Source organism: Mucilaginibacter terrae, assembly GCF_042679325.1.
Lineage (GTDB): Bacteria > Bacteroidota > Bacteroidia > Sphingobacteriales > Sphingobacteriaceae > Mucilaginibacter > Mucilaginibacter terrae.
Genome location: NZ_JBHTMJ010000003.1, coordinates 102,997 through 127,220 on the forward strand (window position 1 = coordinate 102,997; position 24,224 = coordinate 127,220).

Annotated in this window: 23 protein-coding genes; 8 read left to right on the plus strand and 15 right to left on the minus strand. The window is 42.8% G+C overall.

Going from position 1 to position 24,224, the window contains the following annotated elements; genetic code table 11:
- Positions 1–82 precede the first annotated feature (82 nt).
- Positions 83–1,378 carry a glycoside hydrolase 5 family protein gene (locus ACFQ3S_RS02470; protein WP_377160901.1) on the minus strand — a complete coding sequence of 432 codons (1,296 nt, stop codon included), beginning with the start codon at positions 1,376–1,378 and terminating at the stop codon, positions 83–85.
- 228 nt (positions 1,379–1,606) lie between these two features.
- On the opposite strand from ACFQ3S_RS02470, the gene ACFQ3S_RS02475 reads away from it, so the two are divergent.
- The 3 genes from ACFQ3S_RS02475 to ACFQ3S_RS02485 all read left to right on the plus strand — a co-directional run bounded on the left by ACFQ3S_RS02475 (position 1,607) and on the right by ACFQ3S_RS02485 (position 3,263).
- Entirely contained in the window at positions 1,607–2,158 is a 552-nt protein-coding gene (locus tag ACFQ3S_RS02475; RefSeq protein ID WP_377160903.1) for a hypothetical protein, read from the plus strand.
- Positions 2,159–2,401: 243 nt separating this feature from the next.
- Positions 2,402–2,962, plus strand: a complete 561-nt coding sequence (locus tag ACFQ3S_RS02480; protein WP_377160905.1) for an outer membrane beta-barrel protein — start codon at positions 2,402–2,404, stop codon at positions 2,960–2,962.
- 91 nt (positions 2,963–3,053) lie between these two features.
- Complete coding sequence (locus ACFQ3S_RS02485) at positions 3,054–3,263, plus strand: cysteine-rich CWC family protein (protein ID WP_377160907.1); 210 nt, start codon at positions 3,054–3,056, stop codon at positions 3,261–3,263.
- 331 nt (positions 3,264–3,594) lie between these two features.
- On the opposite strand, the gene ACFQ3S_RS02490 is transcribed toward ACFQ3S_RS02485, so the two are convergent.
- From ACFQ3S_RS02490 to ACFQ3S_RS02540, 11 genes are all read right to left on the minus strand, one after another.
- Positions 3,595–4,200, minus strand: coding sequence for a YdeI/OmpD-associated family protein (locus tag ACFQ3S_RS02490; RefSeq protein ID WP_377160909.1), 606 nt, complete (start codon positions 4,198–4,200; stop codon positions 3,595–3,597).
- Between the two features lie 456 nt (positions 4,201–4,656).
- A complete protein-coding gene (locus tag ACFQ3S_RS02495) occupies positions 4,657–4,905 on the minus strand; it encodes a hypothetical protein (RefSeq protein ID WP_377160911.1) in 249 nt (82 codons plus the stop codon).
- A gap of 36 nt (positions 4,906–4,941) precedes the next feature.
- Entirely contained in the window at positions 4,942–6,204 is a 1,263-nt protein-coding gene (gene rodA / locus ACFQ3S_RS02500; RefSeq protein WP_377160913.1) for a rod shape-determining protein RodA, read from the minus strand.
- Complete coding sequence (gene mrdA, locus ACFQ3S_RS02505; RefSeq protein WP_377160915.1) at positions 6,197–8,215, minus strand: penicillin-binding protein 2; 2,019 nt, start codon at positions 8,213–8,215, stop codon at positions 6,197–6,199. The genes rodA and mrdA overlap by 8 nt, the downstream gene beginning before the upstream one ends.
- A 133-nt stretch (positions 8,216–8,348) precedes the next feature.
- A complete protein-coding gene (locus tag ACFQ3S_RS02510) occupies positions 8,349–8,864 on the minus strand; it encodes a rod shape-determining protein MreD (protein ID WP_377160917.1) in 516 nt (171 codons plus the stop codon).
- Positions 8,857–9,693 (minus strand): rod shape-determining protein MreC, encoded by an 837-nt coding sequence (gene mreC / locus ACFQ3S_RS02515; protein ID WP_377160919.1) that lies wholly within the window; start codon positions 9,691–9,693, stop codon positions 8,857–8,859. Before mreC ends, ACFQ3S_RS02510 begins: the two co-directional genes overlap by 8 nt.
- A 102-nt stretch (positions 9,694–9,795) precedes the next feature.
- A complete protein-coding gene (locus tag ACFQ3S_RS02520) occupies positions 9,796–10,818 on the minus strand; it encodes a rod shape-determining protein (RefSeq protein ID WP_188413107.1) in 1,023 nt (340 codons plus the stop codon).
- A 195-nt stretch (positions 10,819–11,013) separates the two neighbouring features.
- Positions 11,014–12,555 (minus strand): bifunctional phosphoribosylaminoimidazolecarboxamide formyltransferase/IMP cyclohydrolase, encoded by a 1,542-nt coding sequence (gene purH / locus ACFQ3S_RS02525; RefSeq protein WP_377160921.1) that lies wholly within the window; start codon positions 12,553–12,555, stop codon positions 11,014–11,016.
- 163 nt (positions 12,556–12,718) lie between these two features.
- The gene (gene purN / locus ACFQ3S_RS02530; protein ID WP_377160923.1) at positions 12,719–13,309 is read right to left on the minus strand and encodes a phosphoribosylglycinamide formyltransferase; all 591 of its coding nucleotides are present in this window, start codon (positions 13,307–13,309) and stop codon (positions 12,719–12,721) included.
- 54 nt (positions 13,310–13,363) lie between these two features.
- Complete coding sequence (locus tag ACFQ3S_RS02535) at positions 13,364–13,879, minus strand: hypothetical protein (RefSeq protein WP_377160925.1); 516 nt, start codon at positions 13,877–13,879, stop codon at positions 13,364–13,366.
- Between the two features lie 178 nt (positions 13,880–14,057).
- Positions 14,058–16,532, minus strand: a complete 2,475-nt coding sequence (locus ACFQ3S_RS02540; RefSeq protein WP_377160927.1) for an ABC transporter permease — start codon at positions 16,530–16,532, stop codon at positions 14,058–14,060.
- A 240-nt stretch (positions 16,533–16,772) separates the two neighbouring features.
- On the opposite strand from ACFQ3S_RS02540, the gene yiaK reads away from it, so the two are divergent.
- The gene (gene yiaK / locus ACFQ3S_RS02545) at positions 16,773–17,762 is read left to right on the plus strand and encodes a 3-dehydro-L-gulonate 2-dehydrogenase (protein WP_377160929.1); all 990 of its coding nucleotides are present in this window, start codon (positions 16,773–16,775) and stop codon (positions 17,760–17,762) included.
- Between the two features lie 98 nt (positions 17,763–17,860).
- On the opposite strand, the gene ACFQ3S_RS02550 is transcribed toward yiaK, so the two are convergent.
- From ACFQ3S_RS02550 to ACFQ3S_RS02560, 3 genes are all read right to left on the minus strand, one after another.
- On the minus strand, positions 17,861–18,616 hold the full coding sequence (locus tag ACFQ3S_RS02550) for an RluA family pseudouridine synthase (RefSeq protein ID WP_377160931.1): 756 nt from the start codon (positions 18,614–18,616) through the stop codon (positions 17,861–17,863).
- A gap of 155 nt (positions 18,617–18,771) precedes the next feature.
- On the minus strand, positions 18,772–19,104 hold the full coding sequence (locus tag ACFQ3S_RS02555) for a hypothetical protein (protein WP_377160933.1): 333 nt from the start codon (positions 19,102–19,104) through the stop codon (positions 18,772–18,774).
- A gap of 122 nt (positions 19,105–19,226) precedes the next feature.
- Entirely contained in the window at positions 19,227–19,922 is a 696-nt protein-coding gene (locus ACFQ3S_RS02560) for a class I SAM-dependent methyltransferase (RefSeq protein ID WP_377160935.1), read from the minus strand.
- A gap of 212 nt (positions 19,923–20,134) precedes the next feature.
- Between ACFQ3S_RS02560 and fabG the strand changes: the two genes are divergently transcribed.
- The 4 genes from fabG to ACFQ3S_RS02580 all read left to right on the plus strand — a co-directional run bounded on the left by fabG (position 20,135) and on the right by ACFQ3S_RS02580 (position 24,038).
- Entirely contained in the window at positions 20,135–20,878 is a 744-nt protein-coding gene (fabG, locus tag ACFQ3S_RS02565) for a 3-oxoacyl-[acyl-carrier-protein] reductase (RefSeq protein ID WP_377160937.1), read from the plus strand.
- 121 nt (positions 20,879–20,999) lie between these two features.
- Positions 21,000–21,257, plus strand: a complete 258-nt coding sequence (locus tag ACFQ3S_RS02570; protein ID WP_377160939.1) for a DUF3253 domain-containing protein — start codon at positions 21,000–21,002, stop codon at positions 21,255–21,257.
- Between the two features lie 81 nt (positions 21,258–21,338).
- Entirely contained in the window at positions 21,339–23,438 is a 2,100-nt protein-coding gene (locus ACFQ3S_RS02575; RefSeq protein WP_377160941.1) for a hypothetical protein, read from the plus strand.
- Positions 23,439–24,038 (plus strand): trimeric intracellular cation channel family protein, encoded by a 600-nt coding sequence (locus ACFQ3S_RS02580; RefSeq protein ID WP_377160943.1) that lies wholly within the window; start codon positions 23,439–23,441, stop codon positions 24,036–24,038.
- Positions 24,039–24,224 lie beyond the last annotated feature (186 nt).

Here is a 24,224-nt window from a genome sequence, read left to right on the forward strand (position 1 = left end):
GGCCCCTATGGCTAAGGCCTGTGAAGTATAAGCATAAAGCCCGGCCCGCAGGGAAACGCCCTCACTTCAATTATACCAATAGTTATTTGCCTGTATATTTCCTGATTACATCCCAGGTAGCGGCATCACTATTAAATACCGAATATAATCCCTGTTCTTCCTGCGGCGGATCGCCCATGTAATCATCGCCGGGTTTCCACCAGTACTTTTGCGCAGAATTTGCTTTGGCAATACCGCCTGCCGCCCAAAAGTTAACCCCGTTAATTACGCCTGCGTTTACTGTGCTGTTTTTCCATAAGGAAAATATGTAGTTATAATACTTATTACGCCAGGTGGTGCCAACCTCGGGGCTAAAGCTATGTGTATCGCGGGGCAGGCCAAATTCTTCTATTACCAGAGGTTTGTTTAACTGTTGGGCAATAGCTACATGGCGGTCTATATAATCTTTGGTGTTTTTTAGTACATCGTTAAAACCCGCATTTATAGAAGTGTCCTTATACCAACTCCAGTTTTTCGGCCATATATGAATGGTCAGATAGTCGATGCTCTTATTGCTGTGGGCTTTAGTAAATATGTCTTTGTCAAAATCGCTCGCTATATCGCCCTCGCTGCCTGTGGTAACCAAATGGTTTTTGTCCAGGCTTTTGATTAAACCGGCTGTGTTGCTTATCCAGTTTAAATAAGCATCGTTACTATTGCTCATCATGGGGCGTGGCTCGTTAGCCAGTTCCCAGGCCATAATGGCGGTATCCTCGATGTATTTTTTACCGGTGTAGCTATTGGTGCGTTTTATAATATAAGTTATATAGTCATTAAGCGCTGTTTTACAAGGGTCGCAAGTGTAAAATTTGGAGGTGTATGCTTTGTTTTTGTCCCACGTATAACCCGCGGTATTAGGTAAGGGGCCGGGTCCGTAGCCATTCCATTGTAAATACTGATCGAAACCGCCGCTCCATTGCCAGTTATTGGTTAAAAACAATATGGCCGTCATCTGGCGTTTGCCTAACTGCTGTAAAAAGTAGTCTAAGCCTTTCAGTATTTGATCATTAAATTTGCCCTGTTCGGGCTGTGCGGTTTCGGCTACGCTATAAAAATAATTACCCGGTTTGCCTTCGGCCGCTACCAATACCCGCAAGTTGGTAATTCCGTTCTTTTTCAAAAAATCAAGCTCTTGTTGCAGGCGAATTTTACCTGCCTCGCCTTTAACTGCGCTTAGCAAGCCGCCATACCAGTAGTTGGCGCCCAAATAGGAGTAAGGCTTTGAGTCTTTATAAAATTGATGTCCTTTAACGCTTACAAAACTGCGCTGTGCAAAAACAGTACAGCTGATGAATAGCAACGTTACAATGAAAAAGCTATTCCTTATATATTTTAACATTACCATGATGCTTTACAAATTGCCCTAATATAAAAATATTAACCCACCTGAATATCAACCACATGCTTATAAGCATTAATGGAATAAAATTAAGTAAAAATTTCAAACAAAGCATTGCAGGCTGGGTTTAAGGGTTTGCCGTAACTAATGGCAAAGTATTTGTTAAGTGCAGTGTGTACAATATTGTACGTTACTTGAAAAACAAACAATAATCTAAGAAACACAATTATGAAAAATTTATCGAAAATTATAGCAGCTGCTACATTTGCCGTTGCCTCTTTATTTACAGCAAATACTGTAAGCGCACAAAGTACTACTCCTGCTAATGCCTGGAGATTTGGCATTGGTGTTGAAGCCGGCGTACCTACAGGTGACCTGAAAGATTACTCGAACTTTGCCCTGGGTGGTACTGCGCGTTTACAATATGGAATTAATAACAGCACAGCATTTACATTAACCAGCGGATATTATAACTTTTTTGCTAAAACCTATTCGAGCACTATAGGTAATGTTACTTATTCACAAAAAGGACAGGATATAGGTATGGTGCCAGTAAAAGCAGGTATTAAAGCTTATACAGGTTCAGGCTTTTATGTAGGTGGCGAGGTAGGTGCCGGTTTTGAAACAAACAGCGGTGGCAGCACTAAATTAATATTATCGCCTGGTGTTGGTTATTCTTGGACCAATGTTGATTTAGGTGTTCGTTATGAGAACTACTCGGGACAAAACTTTAACTACGGTATGGTTGCTGCACGTTTAGCATATGGCTTTAAATTGTAATAGCTGTTCAACGTATTTTAAAACGGCCATTGTTTTTGCAATGGCCGTTTTTTTGGTTTTATAACTGTTAGTTAATTGTTAAGAAATCAGATGATAATGGCAAATTACATCTATATGCATACTTTATTGATAAAATTCTAATTAGAAGTTACAATTTTAGTATTTTCTACAATAAAAATAAATATTTTATGCAAATGTTAATTATTACGATTACATTCGTATTATAAATCATCACATTTGGCCATGAAGAATTATTTACGTTTACTAATCCTATTTGCCGCCATTTTAAGCGCAACCACTGTTAATGCTCAGCTACTTGGTAATAATGAGCGTTACAGTCAATACGAATTTCACGTTAACGCGGGTGTCGATGGATTATACAATATCAATCCCGGCAGTAAAACTTATAATCCGGGCATCGGCATATCGGCGAAATTTCAGTATGATGTTACACAGAATTTAGGTTTAACCTTTGGTTTAGGATACGCGGTTATTACAGCTGATAACAGCCGGGTATATGGTACCAACCCTACACTTCGTCCCGATCTTAAATTAATACCTGTACGCTTAGGAGCTAAAGCATATTTCTTACCTGAGTTTTATTTAGGTGGCGAAGTGGGTATAGCTTTTGCCGATCCTTATATCGATGCCAGATCGGGCTCAAATTTCAGTAAATTTTTAGCACCTTCAATTGGCTATGAAACCAACCACCTTGATTTTTCTTTTCGTTACGAAAACATCAATCATCAAAATAGCTACGTAAGCTTTATAGCTTTGCGTGCTGCTTACGTATTTAACTTTTAACAACTACACTAACTTACCCCTTTGTTAGTTTTTTATAAATAAAACAGGTTGTATCACCAATATATGATACAGCCTGTTTTATATTTGCAGCATGTCTGTAGTTTTTCAAAAGCATGAAACTATTCATTGCGACCGTTGCAACGCCCCTTTTGAATGCAAAGCTAATTCTTATACCAAATGCCAGTGCAGCAACGTGTACCTCACCATTAACGAGGTACAATACGTAAGCGAACTATACGATGGTTGTTTGTGTGTTAATTGTTTGCGGGATCTGCAGAAAGAATATCAGGGTACATTGTAGATTAACCAATTGTCAAATTATTGAAAGCTGTCAGTCTGAGCCTGTATAAGGCTTAGCAAGGCGGTGAGTGCTTCACCAAACTCAGCACGAGTGAAAAAGAATTTGGGCGTTGCCTCCGGCCGGGCTATCCCTAACGCAAATTGCACTTATGTTGATGGGTCATAGTGGTCGATATACCTTAACTCACCCTGTCATTTCGAGTGATAACGGGAAATCTTGCTTGTATGACAATTGGTATGCATACTTTAACAAGATTTCTCATAATAGTTCGAGATGACCATGTATTATAAAGTTTAGCATGTTGCCAGTGTAATTATTTAACCATAATATGTTATTCTTTACTGCTGCTTCCAATGCCTCGAACTACCTCACTCAGCCACTGTATAGCGGTGAGCATACGCTTTTGACGGGTAGCCTCGGTTTTAGCTTCGGTGATCCATTCCAGGTATTCTTTTTTGTGGGAATAGCTGTAGGCGTTAAACTGGATTTCAGCCTGTGGATGCTCTTTTAAAAGATCTGCAAAGTAACCGGGAACAACCAAGGGAGTTTTAACTGTGCTTTTAGCTTTAACGATCTTGACACCCTTTTCATTCAATTCCACCGCTTCTTGAATATACTGTATCAGGATCTCATCTGTCGGCAAACCGGCCAAAGTAGTAATACGGCCTAAGTGGCCCATGGCCTCGCTTCTTTCCAGTATGTTATGCTGGTCGGATAAAAGCGAACCTTTCCAAAAACCGAACGTGCAGTGCTGTTTAAAGCCAGCTAACTGGCAAACCGGCCCTTTGTAATCATAAAAAGGCATACTCCACTTCATGGTTTCTTGTATTTGCGGGGCGGCATCATGGATCAGCTGGCGTAAATGAATCAATATAGGCTGGGCAAATTCGGCTGCATTGGCAATGTAATCGTCCTGGCGTATGTCGTAAGTTTCCATAGTTTAAGGTTGGTTTGGAGTAACAAGTTAGGGAAAGGTTTTAAGTTACGCAACTCGTTTGAACCGGAATTAGAGCAATTAAAGAATTTTCAGAATTGATTTGCGGTTGGTAATCCAAAACACTGAATGTTTGCTGCTGGAAGCTGCGTTAAGGATAGCAGTGGAAAGCCCGGAATGAAGCGTAGCGCAATGAGGACTTGCAACGGATAGCCTGACCCGGAGGGTAACGCCCAAAATGTTTTTTCTATTATAGTCTCGAGTTGCAACTTGCGCCAGCAGAGGATTATACAGCATATTCTTGCTTATTGATGAATTTGCTTAAATAAGCTTTTTTTTCATCTATTAAGCTAATCGTCGTCTTTGCTAACTTTTGTGCTTCGTCTTCATTATCCAAAACACTATCAGTAAAATCAATTAAATCAATTTGATATTGAATATCATTCGGATAATATTTTATTAATAACTGGTATAACGTTTTATATCACTCAGATCAAATGATTTTAATCTCTCTTTATTATTAACCATTTGCATAGCATCTGCTATAATATTTATTGCTTTATTATCAAGCAATACGGCTTTGTCCATCGCCTCTACTTTTAACCAAAATTCATTTTCATCGTTGAAAGATGATTTTAAAGAGCTAATATGAGTATTTACATTGGCTCTCAACTTTGAAAATTCACTAATAAGATTGATAATGTCCATTGTGATTTGGGTTTAAATCTTAAATTGAATCATCCCCTACAACACATGACCCAACCTGTTCGAATCCAGCTTAATCAGGATAAACAGTAATATCGTAAAGCTCCACAAAGATGATCCGCCGTAGCTGATGAAGGGCAGGGGTATGCCAATAACCGGCACCAAGCCTATGGTCATGCCTACATTGATAATAACGTGGAAGAAAATAATGGAGGCCACCCCGTAGCCGTAAATGCGGGAGAAGGGGGATCGCTGTCGTTCCGCCATAATAATGATGCGCAGGAGCAGGAACATGAACAAGCCGATAACCACCACCGAACCGGCAAATCCCCATTCTTCGCCTATGGTGCAAAAAATAAAATCGGTGCTTTGCGCCGGAACAAACGAGTATTTGGTTTGGGTACCCTGCAAATAACCCTTGCCCCATAACTTGCCCGAACCTATGGCTATTTTACTTTGGTTCACGTTATAGCCGGCACCACGTAAATCGCTGGAAATGCCCAACAGCTCATCGATACGCGATTTTTGATGCGGTTGCAGTACGTTGTGATATAAGAAATTTACACTGAATATAAAAGCTATAGCGAGCACCAAGCCCCCAACCAAGCCAACAACACTTTCGCGGCGCAGGCGGAACAGGAAGATGGCTCCTACCGTTAAAACGACCAGGATACCGATTAAATAAAGCTGGTTAAACAGTAAAGAAAATACGAACAAGGCTATAAGCAAGCCGGTAATAATCAAAAACCAGGGTGATAAGCCTTCACGGTATAATACGAAAATGAGCGAACAAAACACCAAGGTAGAACCCGTATCGGGCTGTAGCATTATGAGCAGCATAGGCAGGGCAATAATACCGGCAGCCATAAAAAAAGATTTAATCTCCGTAACACGGATGTTTACGCCACTGAGGTAACGGGCCAGCAGTAAACAGGTGCTGAATTTGGCAAACTCGGAGGGCTGCAGCCGGAACGATCCTAAGGGAATCCAGGCTTGGTTGCCACCCACATTACGGCCAACCACCAGCACAATTATTAGCAGTATTACCGTGCCGCCATAAAAAACGGGTGCCAGGCCATTAAAAAAGCGGCTATCGAGTAATAAGATGACTATACCTAATATAATACCCGTTATAATAAAAATGAACTGCTTGCCATAATTGGTGTCGAGGTCAATAATATTGGGATGCGTATCATCAAACACGGCGGCATGGATGTTAAACCAGCCAACAGTGCATAGACAAAGATATATAAGCACCGTTAACCAGTCTACGTTAAAAAAAAAGCTGCGCTGGTTATTCATCTTCTTTACGCTTAGGTTGGTAAGCAAGGATCTTATTTATACTATCGTTCCTGCTTTTACGGGAGGCCGATTTCAGTTCGATTTTCTTTTGGGTAGTATCGGCTTTGAGTTTTTTAAGGCTGTCTTTACGGATACTATCATGGCGTAAACTATCTTTACGGGTTAGTTTTTTAACCGGAGGTTTCCATCCCGGCGGCGGCGGCAGCAGGTTGGCGTTTATAATATACTCAACCTCTGCCCTGGGTTTGGTGATGGTATCGCGCAGGTATTTTTCAATCATATAACTGGCTATAGGCGCTGCCCATGATGAACCGTAGCCGCCATTTTCCACAATTACGGCAATAGCTATTTTAGGATTATCGCGCGGGGCGAAGGCCACAAATACCGAATGGTTTTTACCACGCGGGTTTTGCACGGTACCGGTTTTGCCACACATCACTATACCAGGAATGCGTGCCTGAACTGCCGTACCCCGGTCAACCACATCCTGCATACCATCAATAATGGGCTCAAAGTATATAGGATCTATCCCTACCTCATTTTTGGTGGTGTATTCGGTTTTGGTTATTTTTTTATCGCCAACGGCCTTAATTAAATGGGGTTTGTAGTAAAAGCCGCGGTTGGCAATGGTAGCTTCGATGTTAGCCATTTGCAAGGGGGTGGAGAGGAGTTCGCCCTGACCTATGGCTAACGATATAATGGAACTCGATCGCCACTTGTTTTTGCCGAATACATTATCGAAGTGTAAAGGGGTGGGCACGTTACCCCGTGACTCGAAGGGCAGCTCTACATCCAGTTTTACTCCAAAACCAAACTTGTTCACTTTCTCCTTCCAGGCAGTAAGGTTGGAGCGTATATTACGGGCACCGTTAGCGTTCATCAACCTATCGAAAACGTAGCAAAAATAGGTATTGCATGATTGTGCTATGGCCTTACGCAAATCGGTTACCCCATCATAATGTTCACATTTTACCGGGTGATTGCCGGCCTGATAGTAGTGCGGACAAAAGAACGTAGTTTGAGGGGTTATAATACCTTCCTGTAAAGCAATTAAGCCATCTAAGGGCTTAAATGATGAACCCGGAGGGTAACGCGCCCCTATTGGCCGTACCAGCAGCGGACTGTAGGGGTCTTTATACATTTTTGAAATATTATTTCCCCGTTCGCGGCCAACCAACAGGTTAGGATTATATGTAGGGCTGCTTATAAAGGCCAGGATCTCGCCGGTTGCCGGTTCAATGGCTACAATACTGCCCACTTTGTTATGCATCAGTTGCTCACCCAGCTTTTGTATCCGCAAATCTAACGAGGAGGTTAATGGCTCACCTGCCACAGCGGCCGTATCGTAAGCTCCGTTGGCAAATTGTCCTTTAGCTACATTGCGCGAATCTACCATCTGGTTTTTTACACCCCGCTGCCCGCGCAGTACATCTTCAAATGATTTTTCAACACCGGCTATACCAATGTAATCGCCGGGGCGGTAATAGCCTCCCGAGCGTTCAATGGCTTTGTCGCTCGCCTCGCCAATGTAACCTAAAAACTGTGCTGCAACAGAGTCGGGGTAGGTACGTACAGTACGTGGCTGTACATAAAAACCTGCAAAGTCAGACAGCCGTTCCTGAAAAGGGGCGTAAACCCGTACAGAAATTTGCTTCTCAAAAATGGAGGCACGGTAAGGAGAGTATTTTTTAGCTTTAGAAAAGCGTTTATCGAAGCCTGCCTTATCAATCCCTATCATGCGGCAAAACTCCAGTGTATCAAAAGGCACTACCTGTTTAGGTATTACCATAATATCGTACACGGGTTCGTTTTGTACCAGTATTTTACCGTTACGGTCTAATATAGCGCCACGGGCAGGGTACACAATGGTGGTACGCAGCACATTACGGTTAGCGAACAGGGTATAACGGTCGTCAACAATTTGTATATAAAATAACCGGCCAAGCAATATAATGGTAAGAGTTATAAATATGCCGGTAATTACGTAGCGTCGCTCGAAATAATTATTCATTTATAAGTTATTCTTATAATATTTTCAATTAAATGTGTCGGTTTGAGAGCCTGTCAAACACCTGTATGCGTTGCAATCCTTCAACAAGTTCAGGATGACATCCAAAAATAACCGCTTATATTTAAATTTGCTTTTAGCGTTCTTTTCTTCTGTAAAACAAGAAGCTTGATATTAACACCAAAAATAGCGTAAAAACCGAACTTGATATAAAACGCAGTAAGGTAAATTGTATTTCGGATAAGCGAAATACTTCGAGGTTGAACAAAAAGAAATGATGGAACAAAATGAGCACGGCGGCATAAGTGAAAAACCAGCGAAATCCCATATTGCCTAAAGTAGGCTCGGGTTCGTTATCAAAGCCGTCTTTTTGTACGGTGATGCTAATGAACAAAATCCTCACAAAGGCCAGTACCACACAAGCTGCGGCATGTAAACCGGGCGTATCATAAAAAGCATCGATGGTTAAACCGAGTATAAACGATAGCAGGAACAATAAAAGGTTAGGTATTTCAAAGGGTAGCAGTAAAACAAACAGAATGTACAGGTAAGGTACCGACAGGTTATACAGGCTGATATTCTTTAATAAAAAAACCTGCAGCAATACCAGCACCACAAAGCGTATGAGGTTAAAAAGCAATACTCTACTCATCTTGTTTTTCCTGAGCCTCCAGTCCCGCCCGTTCTAAGGCCAGTTTATTGTTCACAACGTAAACGTATTGCAGTTTATTGAAATCAACCGAAAAATCGATCTCCATATTTAAAAAAAAGCCGCCTCCTTTAGCATGAAGGTTGCTTACCTTGCCCAGGGATATACCTGCCGGGTACAAATCGGAGTAAGTAGAGGTAACCACCCGCTGGCCTATACGTGGCTTAACATGGTTAGGCACATCGGTTAGCAGGCCTTTACGCGGGTTAAGATCGTCGCCCCAAATTAAGCTGCCAATATCTTTGGTATCGGCCAGCATGGCACTCACTTTGGCATCTTTATGTAAAAGGGACTGTATTAAAGATATATGTTCGCCGGTATAAATAATTTTACCAACCACACCCGCATTGCTAATTACCCCCATGCCTTTTGCAATACCATCTTTACTTCCTTTTAAAATAGTAATGTAATTATTACGCTTGTTTACGGTATTGTTAATTACCCTTGCTTCGGTATATACATACTGTTGCTTGTAGGTGCTGTCAATCACCGTGTGTCTAGCCAGTGTATCAATATAATACGATGATTTGAGCGAGTTACGTAACCGGGCGTTTTCGGTAGCCAGGCTGTCGTTCACTTCTTTTAGGGCCAGGTAGCTGTTGAGCTCGCTAACGCGGCCATATAAGTTACCGGTAACCTGGTTGGTGGTATTAATGTAAGTAGCCCGCTGAAAAGAATTGTACTTTACGTAAATAACCAGCGCCGAAATTTCAAATATAAGGAACAAAAAAAATGCGTTGTACTTGCTAATGAAAATCAAGAGGTTACGCATGGAATGGAGAGTGGTTGATTAGTGAGTGGTTGAGTAGTTGAATGGCTCAGCTAAAAGTTTTAACAACTACTTAACTAATCAACCATTCAACCACTCACCAAACTATTGCATTAAAAATTTATAATTACCGATGTTTTTAAGAGCTGTACCTGTACCGCGTACCACAGCGCGCAGCGGATCTTCGGCTACGTGTACGGGTAGTTTGGTTTTGGCGGCTACACGTTTATCCAGGCCACGCAGCAAGGCGCCACCGCCGGTTAAGTAAATACCGGTTTGGTAAATATCGGCCGATAGCTCAGGAGGGGTGATCTCCAGCGCTTTAAGGATAGCTTCCTCAATTTTTGAGATAGATTTATCCAGGCAATGGGCTATTTCGGTGTACGATACGGTGATCTGTTTGGGTACGCCGGTCATCAGGTCGCGGCCCTGTACCGCAAAATCTGCCGGTGGATCGGCCAGTTCGGGCAAGGCGGCACCCACTTCAATTTTGATTTTTTCGGCCGTACGGTCGCCGATCATTATATTATGCTGACGGCGGATGTACTGAACAATATCGGAGTCGAAGTTATCGCCCGCCACGCGGATAGACTGATCGCATACGATACCGGATAAGGCAATAACTGCAATTTCGGTAGTACCACCACCAATATCAATAATCATGTTGCCCATAGGCTCCTCTACATCAATACCTATACCTACCGCGGCAGCCATAGGCTCGTGTATAAGGTACACTTCCTTAGCGCCTGCAATTTCGGCACTTTGGTGTACGGCGCGTTTTTCTACCTCGGTAATACCCGATGGGATACAGATCACCATACGTAACGACGGGAAAAACCAGCCCTTACCTTTGTTAATCATTTTGATCATACCCCGTATCATGTGCTCGGCGGCGTCAAAATCGGCAATTACACCATCTTTTAAAGGACGTACAGTACGTATATTATCATGGGTTTTACCCTCCATTTGCATAGCCTGGCGGCCAATGGCTATAACTTTATTGGTCTTTCGATCAAAAGCTACAATGGAAGGTTCATCAACCACCACTTTATCGTTATGTATAATCAGGGTATTCGCAGTTCCTAAATCAATAGCAACCTCTTGTGTAAAAAAATTAAATAAACCCATGGATGTTTTGTGTCAAATAATCTGTAAAGATCAAAAAAATTATGTGTAAGTATATCAATAAGCGTTCGCATTTCAAAGCAAAAACTCAAGAGACAAGAGTCAAGAACCAAGAGCTTAGATAAAGCCCTTTGCTGTTTTAATATACTTGTTAAAATCAGCATCTTGTTTCTTGTCTCTTATTTCTTGTCTCTCTTTTTAGTGTTTAAAATGCCTAACACCGGTAGTCACCATGGCTATTCCTCTTTCATTAGCCATGTTTATCGAATCCTGGTCTTTAATGGAGCCTCCTGGTTGTAAAACAGCGGTTATGCCCGCTTCAGCCGCAATCTGCACACAATCCGGGAACGGGAAAAACGCATCAGAGGTCATTACCGCACCGTTTAAATCGAAGCCAAAACTGTTGGCTTTTTCAATGGCCTGGCGCAAAGCGTCAACCCTTGAGGTTTGCCCCACGCCGCTGGCCAGTAACTGGTTGTTTTTGGCCAGCACTACCGTGTTCGATTTGGTATGTTTAACCACTTTGTTGGCAAAAAACAGGTCTTTCAGTTCCTGCTCGGTTGGGTGCTGGTTAGTTACCGTGGTCATTTTATCCGGTCCTTCAATCACCAGGTCCTTATCCTGTTCAATAACGCCGTTCAGCAAAGTTTTAAATTGTTTAATCCCTAATTCAACAGGTTGGCGAATGAGTATAATACGGTTCTTTTTGCTTTTTAGTATCTCTATGGCCTCATCGGTATAAGCGGGTGCTATCAGTACTTCGTAAAATAGTTTGCTTATTTCGGTAGCTGTATCTGCGTTAATTTCATCGTTGGCAATAATTACACCACCAAATGCCGATACCGGGTCGCAGGCCAGCGCATCTATCCAGGCCTCTTTAATGAAAGAGCGGGTGGCAATACCGCAGGCATTGGTGTGTTTTAATATGGCAATGGTTGGGTCGGTAAACTCATCAATTAAAGCAACGGCGGCATCAACATCCACTAAATTATTGTAAGATAGTTCTTTGCCATGCAGTTTTGTGAACATGGCATCCAGGTTACCGTAAAAGGTGCCCTGCTGGTGCGGGTTTTCGCCATAGCGCAGAGTTTGGCTGGTTTGTATGCTTTGCTTAAACACAGGTAATACTTCGCTCTGTTCGTTTTGTTCGATATTGAAGTATTGGAAAATAGCGGTATCGTAGTGCGAGGAGATATTGAAAGCCTTTTGGGCAAAGCGGCGGCGCTGATCGAATGTGGTTTCGCCGTTTTGGGTTTTTAATAAGTCTTCCAGTTCCTGGTAATCATCTTTGGAGGCTACGATCACCACATCTTTGAAGTTCTTGGCAGCTGCACGAATCAAAGATATACCACCAATATCTATCTTCTCAATAACATCGGGCTGTTCTGCACCCGAACGTACGGTTTCTTCAAATGGGTAAAGGTCAACTATAACCAGGTCTATCTCCGGTATGTTGTATTCGGCCAATTGCTGCTCGTCACTTTCAAAATTACGCCGGGCCAGTATGCCGCCAAACACTTTGGGATGCAGGGTTTTTACACGGCCGCCTAAAATAGAAGGGTACGAAGTAAGATCTTCAACAGCAATAACATCGGTACCCAGGCTGCGGATAAAAGTTTCGGTACCGCCGGTTGAGTATATTTTAACACCAAGACGTTTTAACTCGTTAATTACAGGCTCCAAATGGTCCTTGTAATAAACCGAAATTAAAGCGTTTTTGATTTGAACAGACTGGCTCATGCAACAATGTTTTTTGAGCCGCAAAGGTAATGGTTTTAGTTGATTACGGCGAGGAGAATGATGAATAGTTAGCCGCTTAATACAAACCAATTCATTTGGTTATTAGCCGGCCATTTTTCGGCTAATAGGCTACTCGGTACTTTTGCAAAAGTAGGCGTTAAAATCAGGACTTGATGTTACTTCGCATTTTAGTGGCCAGGTTATCAACCACCCTGGGGAAATGAAAATGCTCGAGTTGTTGTCCTTTCAGTTTTATATTGTCTAACGTATCGCCAGGTTCAATTTTAAATTTAGCCTGGCTAATAATCTCGCCCTCGTCAAAATGCTCGTTAACAAAGTGGATGGTAATACCGCTTTCTGTTTCGCCATTGGCTAATACGGCTTTGTGTACGTTATCGCCATACATACCCTTGCCGCCATATTTAGGCAACAGGGCCGGGTGAATATTAATGATTTGATTAGGAAAAGCTTTCAATAACGATACCGGTACCAGCCATAAAAAACCGGCCAGCACAATAAGGTCTACCTCCATGGTCTTCAGCAGCTTCACCACATTCTCGGTTTGGTAAAACTCGGTGCGGGTAAATACATGGGTGGGTATCTCAAAGTTATCGGCACGTTGCAGTACGTAGGCCTGCGGGTTATTGGTTAACACTAAAACTACTTCGCCATGCGTATGATGTTTGAAATGCTCTAATATCTTTTGAGCATTAGACCCCGATCCTGAAGCAAAAATGGCTATCCTGGTTTTCAAAGCAGCAATGAGTTATTTTGGGATAAATATAGTATTTTAAATATTATGAGAAGTTTAACGAATAAATCCATAATTGCTGATACGGCGTCGGAGCACCACTAAAGGCGTTTTGCGGAGTGTATCGGTACGTACTACCTGCAATACCAGCGAGTTTTGACCCAGGTTGAGTACCTGTGCTTTGGCAAAAGGCCTGCCTGTACCTGTTACAGTAGTGTCTTTACAAACCATATTGGAGCGAAATATAACCGAATCGGTAGTGGCAAGCTCCCAGGTACCATTTGTAGTTTGATCTAAACAGCTGAAATCTTCATAAGTGCAGGTTCCATCTGGTTTAAAGGTAAAGCTTTGGTTAAACACACAATTGGTATTTAGGGTGTCGCGACGTTTAGAGGTATCGCCGTGCAAGGTTTCTACCCTTAAAGATGCCAGCCGCCATAAACCATCGCGGTCGGTTAAAAATGTGCTGATGGTTTGCTCCTCATCGCCCTTGTTGCACGAACTGATGAACCAGCCCGAAAGCATGAAGGCCAGTACAATTACTACAGGTAATTTGCTTTTGATAGAATACACGTGGTAAAAATACAAAATCCCGTAAAATACTTGGCTGCGGGATTGTATTATAAAACGTTGAGGTTTTAATAAATTGTGCGATAATTTGAATCTTCTATTACTTGGTATGCTGAGCCAGTTGAAGCGTTTGTAGCGCTACTTAGTCTTCTACAGGCTCATACTGACGGTGTTTTATTATTTACTCGGTTTTTAAGTTTTTTACCGGATTGGCTAAAGCCGCTTTAACCGCTTGAAAACTAAGCGTGGCAAAGGCGATGATAATAGCTAACAAACCGGCCAGGGCAAACACCCACCAGCTAATAGTAACCGGGTAAGCAAAATTTTGCAGCCACTTATTCATAGCATACCAGGCAACGGGCGAGGCTATAACAATAGCGAGGATTATAAGCTTAATGAAATCTCTGGATAACAATAAGGTGATTTGTGCTACCGATGCACCCAGCACTTTGCGGATGCCGATCTCCTTGGTGCGGCGTTCGGCAGTATAAATTACCAGTCCTAATAACCCTAAACAGGCCACAAATATGGATAGGGAAGTGAAGATAAACAACAGGCTGCCCATGCGCTGATCGGTAACATACAAGGCATTTAAATCAGCATTTAAAAAGGTGTATTCAAAAGGTTGTTCGGTATTGTAGCTTTTCCACTTGTTATTTATTTGCGTTAGGGTGGTAGCCGGGTTGCCTGGTTTAAGTTTAGCAATTACAAACGACGTATTGCTGTCATAACTTTTAGATGAGTTGTGGAACAATGCGAAAGGTGCAATAGCATCGTGCAACGATTCCATATTAAAATCCTTCACCACTCCTGTAACTTTGTATAATTCCATTTTACCACCCGGATAACGGATAAAACGGCCAATGGGATCTTTCCACCCGATTTGTTTAACGGCAGTTTCGTTTAATATAACCGATAACGAATCGTTAAAGCGTTTATCAAACGCTCGTCCCTTAATTACTTTTAGGTTAAGTGTGGTTATAAAATCCTGATCAATTAAAAACGAACCCAGTGTAATGTCTTTAGCGATATGCTCATTAGGTGTATTAGCAATAGGATTATAAAAATCACCGAATGCACCTCTGGAGATCATACTGGTAGATATACTGGCGCTTTTTACCTGTGGCATAGCAGCGATTTCCTGCCGGAACTGTTCCTGGCTGCGACCCAATTTTTCGGTATTGTTGAATATAACCACATTCTCTTTATCGAAACCCAGATCGCAGTTTTGTATGTAACGCAATTGCATATATACCACCAGCGTACAAATTATTAATGCAGTGGAAACAGTGAACTGAAAAACTACCAGCCCGTTACGTATGCCCCGGTTACCGTTACCGGCTTTAAAAACAGCCAGTCCTTTTAATACATTAACCGGCTTAAAGGAGGCTAAATAAAAAGCGGGATAACTGCCCGCCAAAAAAGTAATAGTAATAATTAACCCGGTAATAATGAGCCAGAACTGTACGTTGAGCATCATATTTATATCCATAGATTTCCCCGATATTTGATTGAAGCCGGGAAGAAGTAAAACAACGAGTATAAGTGCAATAATTACTGAAATTACGCTGAAGAACAATGCCTCCATTAAAAATTGCTGTATCAATTGACTTTTCTCTGAGCCCATTACTTTGCGTACACCAATTTCTTTGGCCCTTTTAGCAGCCTGCGCGGTAGATAAGTTGATGAAGTTTACACAGGCCAGTACAATTACAAATAAGCCTATAGCGGCAAAAATGTAAAGGTTTTTTATATCGCCCTGGTCGGTTACCGCCGAAATGATGCCGGCCGATCTTAAATGCACATCGGGCAGGGCCTGCAGGTGCAGGTTCCAGCGGCCACCCTTTTTTATAAACTCATTGTAAGGCTGGCCTATGCGTTCAAATGCGGTAGCCGCCTGTACTTTCATCATAGCGGGGAACTTTGCTTCCATGTTTTTAACTACATTGGGGTTGGCCGCCGCTGCTTTGTTCAATTTAATATAGGTTGCCATATTAAGCCATACCCAGCTCCAGTTAAAGTATTTTACATCGGCACATAGCTGTAAGGGTATCAGCATATTAAATTGTAACGATGAGGTTTGCGATACCTCTTTTATAACACCCGTAACCTTGAGCGGGGTTTTAGCCACATCCAGGATAAGCATTTTTCCCATAGCATCGGTATTGCCAAAGTATTTCCTGGCCATATCCTCGGTAATTACAATAGCATTAGGTTCCAACAAACACGTGGCCGGGTTGCCTTGTAGTAATGGGTAAGTAAGCACCTGCAAAAAGTTAGAATCCACCGCAAATACCTTGCTCTCGGTAAACGATTTATTTTCGACGCCGTTATTGTAGCGGATGAGCTGATTGCCCGGACGGTAAACGCGGGTATAGCTTTCTACTTCGGGGAAATTGTTTTTAAGTGCTTCGCCTGCCGGGGGTGGGGTATAGCCTGCGTAAAATTCACTATCACCCATTTTGCCATCCATATTTACCCGGTAAACGCGGCTGGCATCTTGCACAAAGCTGTCATAAGCCAGTTCGGTTTTAATATACAGGCTAATCCACATTACGCAGGCAAAGCCAATAGCCAAACCGGCTACACTAATAAAAGAAGATACCTTGTTGCGAAACAGGTGTCTTAAAGCAATGGTAACGTAACTTTTAAACATACAGGCAGGTAATTAAATAAGTTTACAATTATTGTACAGCACAAGCAAAGCCAATTTTGTAAATAATTGAATTACAGTGATTTTAGTTCATAAGCAAAGCTGTTGCCTGTACGAAACCGGACACTCTATTGTGCGGTAGTATTACTGAATTTGCTTTTAGCCAAACTTATTCAAAGCACTAATGTAATTTGTACAGCCAAACCATTCACTCAATCACCATTCATTAACTCACTCATTACAATGAGAATACTTTACGAAACTCTGCAGGCCGAATTTAAACGTGTACTGCTGAAACTTGGTTTTACCGAAACCAAAGCGCAGCAAATTGCCATCATATTTGCCAATAACAGTCGGGATGGCGTTTATACCCACGGTTTAAACCGTTTCCCGGTTTTTGTACAGTATGTTAACGAAGGCAAGGTAAAGCCCGATGCCCAACCCGTGGCCGATGAAGGCCTGGGCTTGCTGGAACGGTACGATGGTAATTTAGCCCCAGGTATGCTGAACGCTCAGTTTTGCATGGATAGGGCTATTACACTGGCTAACGAACATGGCATGGGTTGCGTAGCTATACGTAATACCAACCACTGGATGCGTGGCGGTACCTACGGCTGGCAGGCTGCCGAAGCCGGTTGTATAGGTATTTGCTTTACCAACACCATTGCCAACGTACCACCCTGGGGTGGGGTAGAGCCGCGCTTAGGTAACAACCCGCTGGTTATAGCCGTACCTCGCGAAGGCGGACACGTGGTGCTGGATATGGCCATCTCCCAATACTCGTTTGGTAAACTACAACAGTACCATGCCGCGGGCAATGAACTGCCTTTGCCCGGTGGTTATAATAAAGCGGGTGAACTGACCACCAACGCTGGTGAAATTATGGAAACATGGCGGTTGCTGCCTATCGGTTTCTGGAAAGGTTCGGGCTTATCGCTGATGCTGGATCTGCTGGTAACTATCCTGAGCCAGGGACGGTCTACCGCCGAAATATCTAAAAGTAAAGCAGAATACGGGGTGTCGCAAGTATTTATTTGTATAAAGCCTCACGGCACTGCACAAAACGCCGATTTAATTGAACAGATTATTGCCTATACCAAAACCAGCGGACTCGAAGATCCTGAGAAAGCCATCCGTTACCCCGGCGAAGGCACATTAGCTACCCGCAACAAAAATTTACAGCAGGGCATCCCGGTAGATGAACTGATTTGGGCTAAGGTGAAAGCGCTGTAGATAGAGACAAGAAACAATAGACAAGAAACAAGAAAGAAAAGTCTTATAAAGAAGAAAATTACTCTTGGCTCTTGTTTCTTACTTCTTGTCTCTTTCTACTACTTTTCTTTCAGCACCATCTCATCATCTTTAGCTTGTACTAAATGGTTGAACTTTTCCCAAAAGCCATCTTTGGGTAATGGAGCTATAATATCAACCGGTTCTTTTTTTACAGGGTGGATAAATTGCAGCCGACGGGCATGCAGGCAAATGCTTTTTTTGAGGCTGCCCCTTGGGTAGCCGTATTTATTATCGCCTACAATGGGGCAATCTAAGGTGGATAGCTGTACGCGGATTTGGTGTGGGCGGCCTGTAATAGGGTTCACCTGTATCAAATAATAACCTTCCAGCTCACCTGCTAAACGATAGTGCAGTTCGGCACGCTGGCTGCCTTGTACTTCGTGGCCGTGTGCTTTGGTTACGTTTTTTTGCGGATTTTTAATTAGCCAGTGTACTAAATCACCATACGGCGGGTTGGGGCGGTTACGTACCACGGCGTAGTAGGTTTTGCGCATTTCGCGTGTTTTAAACATCTCGTTTACCCGCTCTAAGGCCTTACTGGTTTTGGCAAACAATATTACGCCGCTCACTGGCCGGTCTAACCGGTGTACAACGCCTAAAAAGGCACCATTGGGTTTATTGTATTTTTTAGCAAGGTAATTTTTAACTTTTTCATCCAAAGAAACATCGCCTGTATCGTCAACCTGCACAATATCACCGGCACGCTTGTTAATAGCAATCAGGTGATTGTCTTCAAACAAAACATCACGATCCGTAATTTCGGCGTTAGGGTTACTGGGTACAAATTTCAACATAATTGTTATAGTAAACGAAGTAAGGGAGGATGCGTAAGCCTGTTAAAAGTAATAGTGCTTGATAATTGATAAAGTTTTAAACCATAATCAAGAGTGCATTGTGGCAGAATAAGGATTTGTATGAAATTAGTTGGCATCACATTATACGCTATATTCTAATCCTTAATATAAACCTCGCCCTTATACGGGTTAATGGTATCGTAAAATTTGTAGCTTGCTACATGTAACAGGTAGTAAGTCATAATATCGCACCAGCAAATCTCGTCGTGAAAGATGGGTACTTTAGGAAATTTGCCTTCTTGTTTGCTTGCCTCTTTATTATAATCGTATTCCCCGTCGTGTTGTTTAATCCATTCCCTGAACAGGTCAAACTCTGCCGGTTCCGAAAACACGATCTTAAAATGGGTTTCCTCTTTTACTTCTTTTAAATCATCATTCATATAATGATGAAATTTATGCCGATGACGGATGATTTTGGCCGTGTACATGTTGCTGCGCTTATGGTGTGATAGGGTAACAAAAATACGCAAATGATGTTTAGCCTCCACCCCAATCTTCCTGCCGGGGGAGAAAAAGATTAATAATTTATGCGCTCATCAATAACATTTTTTTAGTAGGCGCCGGGGCATTGCTTCCTGCTCCAGATTACCGCCCACAACATATTTTTCCAAATCACATCTACCTCGTTAAAACCAACTGCTTCCAATTGTTTTAAGTGCCAGCCTACCGGGGTATGATGATCGTGCGCATCCTGATGTAGCATCCAGAGTTGCCAGTTTTCTTCGGTCGACCCCAGTTTAAAAGCTTCTTCTTTCCAGCGCAAAATATGTTTATGGTAAATTTCTTCGGTAATGCCTTTAGTTTGATCGGCAAAAACAAACAGGCCGCCCGGTTTAAGCAGCGCGTACACTTGCTGGTAAAGTATGGCTTTTTCTTCATCAGTTATATGATGTATAGCAATGCTCGAAATAATCAGATCAAAACTCTCCGGCTCAAATTTCAAATGACTAAAGTTTTGCTGATGGTAATAAACGTTATTATTGCCCAAAAAGCGCTGTCGGCATTCGGTCAGTATATCGGCCGATATATCCAGTGCATGAATATCGGCATCGGGGTAATGTTGCAAAGCTACTGCAGTTAAATTACCTGTGCCGCAACCTAAATCGATTATTTGGCGCGGATGCAGATTATTAGGTATATAATGAAACAAATTGTAAAATAGCTCCTCGTAACGTGGTACGCACTTGCTAATAAGTTCGGTATAGCGGGTACTTAATTGGTCGTAAAAAGCTTCAACGGTTTGCATTTTGTGGTCCGTGGGTTAATAAGTCAGTTAGTTGGAAAGATAAGAAAAAGGCGGATAGTATAATAGTTCGTTTGAAAAGTAATATTTATTTAAACATGTTTTCTTTTTTGGCATTGAGGACTAACGGACTAACGGACTAACGGACTAACGGACTTTCCCAACTCCCAACTAAATTTATTACCTTCACGCCCTCTAATATTACCTGAAAGTATATGAAATTGTTAGAAGGAAAAACAGCGCTCATTACCGGAGCATCCAAAGGAATTGGCCGTACCATAGCCGAAAAATTTGCCGAACATGGTGCTAATGTAGCGTTCACTTACTTATCGTCGGTGGAAAAAGGACTGGCCCTGGAGCAGGAATTGCAAAGCTATGGCACACAGGTAAAAGGCTACCGCTCGGATGCTTCTAAATTTGACGAAGCCGATAAATTGATCACCGATATTATAGCCGATTTTGGCAAACTGGATATTGTAGTGAACAATGCCGGTATCACCAAAGATGGCTTGCTCATGCGCATGACCGAAGAACAATGGGACGAAGTGCTGAACGTAAACCTGAAATCGATATTTAATGTAACCAAAGCGGCCTCTAAAATAATGATGAAGGCCCGCCAGGGTGTGTTTATCAACATGAGTTCGGTGGTGGGCTTGCAGGGTAATGCCGGTCAGGGTAACTATGCGGCTTCTAAAGCGGGTATTATTGGTTTCTCTAAATCAATGGCTAAAGAATTGGGTTCCCGTAATATCCGCACCAACGTGGTTGCTCCCGGCTTCATTAAAACTGAAATGACCGAAGTTTTAGATCCAAAAGTGGTGGAAGGCTGGACGGCAGGCATCCCGCTTAAACGTGCCGGTGAAACGCTTGAGATTGCTAATACCTGCGTTTTTCTGGCATCTGATATGGCTTCTTACATTACCGGCCAGGTAATTTCGGTTGACGGCGGAATGGCGTAAAGAGAGAGTCGAGAGTACAGAGTCAGGAGTCCAGAGTGAAGAATATGCCGCTTATTTCCACGCAGGACAGTCAACTGTGCCGATAGAAATTGTTCGCACCATGAACCATGAACCATGAACCATGAACCATGAAAGATCACCCATAAGTCAAACCATCTTAACGATGGCTACTGAACGGGGAGTGGATAAAACCATTTGCCCGTCGGAGGTTGCGAGGGCTTTGTTCGATACACATTGGCGTAAGCAAATGCACGAGGTAAGGCAAGCCGCTATTATGCTACAACAGGAAGGCAAAGTCAGTATTACACAAAAAGGGGAGCCTGTTGATATTAATCACATCAAAGGGCCTATCCGTATAAAAATTGTTTCTGGTTCATAGTTGATAGCTAATGGTTCATAGTTATTGTGAAATAAAAGCTATTTTTAGAACCGTAATATGAGCTGCTATGAATTATTGACTATGAACTACGGGCTTTTGCTGGGTTCCCTAACCTGGGGAAGTATTTCGGGCTGGTGGACGCTTGTTTGCATGTTGTTTGGTGTGTTGTACGCCTGGCTGCTCTACCGTAACCCGGTCAATGTAAGTGAGCGTACACGCTGGTTACTGGCTGTTTTACGTGCGGTTGCTGTGTTTGTAATCGCTTTTATGCTGGTTGCTCCTCTAATAAAAACCGTTACTTACCAGCCACAAAAACCGTTAGTACTTATCGCGCAGGATAATTCATCATCCATCAATACTTTTAAACCGCGGGGGTTTAGTACCGAAGCATTTAATACTCAACTTGCCACACTTAAAAAGGTGCTGGGTAAAGATTATGAGGTGCGCGAGTTTAACTTCGACCATGATCTACACACCGGTTTATCTACCGGTTACCAGGGTAAACAAACTAATATCGCTTCGGCAATTCACCAGTTGAGTGAACGCTTTGTCAATCAAAACATAGGGGCACTAATACTGGCTACCGATGGATTGTACAACCAGGGGACAGACCCGCAATACGAAGCCCGCAACCTTAAAACCAGCATTTATACCATTGCCCTGGGCGATACCATCCCGAGGCGAGATCTGCTGATTGGCAACATTAACTACAATAAAACCACATTTTTAGGTAACGATTTCATGCTCGAAGTGCTGGCTGAAGCCTACCAAAGTCAGGGCGAACAAATGCGTTTAAGCGTTGCCGAAGATGGGCGTGTAGTTTTTAATCAAAATATACTTATAACTACTGGTACGTTCAGGAAGGTGATACCGGTAAAGCTCAATGCCGATAAAAAAGGCGTTCATCAGTTTGCCATAAAGCTGGCACCGGTAAGTAACGAGCTATCGGTACAAAACAACACGGAAACCGTTTACATTGAAGTGTTGGATGCCCGGCAAAAAATATTGCTGGCCTATGCCGCCACACACCCCGATATCAGCGTAATTAAGCAGCTGGTAGAGCGCAATAAAAACTATGAGTTAAAAGCCATACAAACCAACAAGCTATCAACTCTGAAGCTAAGCGATTATGGCTTAATTATACTGTACCAGATCACCGCTGCCGATAACCTGGCCCTCAAGAGTTTTATACCTCAAAGTAAAGTGCCGGTTTGGTATATGGCCGGTGCGCAAACCAATTTGCAGGATTTTAACCAGGAACAAAGCACCATACAAATAGTAGCCGGCCGTACCGATGTGCAGGAAGAATTTGCCGTGCCCGTTACCGGTTTTTCGTTGTTTACGCTCACCGATTCTACATTGAATAAGATCAACCGTTTCCCGCCCTTGCTGGCACCGTTTGGTAATTATGGTTCGGCGGGAGGTGCATCGGTATTGCTCAAACAAAAAATAGGCAGCGTTAGCACCACTTATCCTTTAATGGCCTTCAACGAAGCCGATGGTCGCCGCTCGGCGGTGCTGGCCGGTGAGGGTCTTTGGCGCTGGAACCTGGCCGAGTACCAAGACTTTGGCAGTCATACAGCTATGGAAGAGCTATTTAGTCAAAGTATCCAGTACTTAACAGCTAATGCCAACCGCCAGCGTTTTAGGGTGTATCCGTCTAAAACGGTGTTTGACGAAGGGGAGAACGTCCTGCTGAATGCCGAATTATACAACGATGCCCTGCAACTGGTAAACACGCCCGATGTAAACATCACCTTAAAAAACAGCAGCGGTAAAAACTATAGTTATCTGTTTACCCGTACCGGTCAAAGTTACCAGTTAAACGCTGGCGTACTCCCTGTGGGTAATTACAGCTATACGGCTAACAGCCAGTTAGGTAAGCAACCGTTTAGCACCAAAGGGCAATTCACCATTAAGCCTTTAAATTTAGAGAGCCGGCAAAGTACGGCTAACCACCAGCTCTTGTATGGCTTGGCTAAACAATCGGGCGGTAAAATGCTGCAGCCGTCGCAGTTAAACCAACTGGCCGATCTCATCCGTAAGAACGACAATATCAAGACCATTGTGTACGACGACCAGCGTTACAGCGACTTGATAGACAGCAAATGGGTATTTGTACTCATATTGGCTTTATTAAGTACGGAGTGGTTTCTACGCAAGCGCGAAGGGGAGGTGTAAATGTTCAGCGTTACTTTTATTATCGAATTGCTGGGCACTATTGCTTTTGCCATATCGGGTGCGTTTTCGGCCATGCAAAAGCGGCTTGATGCATTTGGAGTATTAGTTATTGCCTTCATCACGGCTATAGGCGGCGGTACCATCCGCGATGTACTGATCGGCTACATGCCCGTAAGCTGGATGCGTGATTTGAACGGACCTATCCTCATCACTATAACCGCCATATTTGCTATCTTGTTCAAGAAATATATTAAAAACTTTAAGGTTACCCTCTTTTTGTTTGATGCCGTGGGCCTGGGTTTGTTCACGCTTATTGGTATTCAAAAAGGAATAGATGCCGGGCTAAATCATGGGGTATGCATTATCCTTGGCACCATAACCGGTTGTTTCGGTGGTGTGCTACGTGATATTTTGCTGAATAATATTCCCCTTATTTTCCGCAAAGAAATTTATGCTACGGCTTGCATTGTAGGCGGCGTAATTTACTTTGGCTTATTTCGACTGATAGATCCTAATTGGGCCAAAGTCATAGCGATAGCTTTCATTTGCGGAATAAGAATATTGGCGGTAAGGTATGATTTGAAATTGCCGGTTTGGTAGAGGGGTGCGGGGTTTTGAGGTTCGGGGAGCGGGGTGGGCACTCTTCTCGTCATTGCGAGACAGCAGAGGGAAAAAGCCTGGCCGTCGAAGCAATCCCGGAGTAACAAACCACAGGCATTTTAAAATAGACTGCCCATTAACTTTACACACCCGTCCTTGCGAGACAGCTGGGGCAAAAGCGTGGCC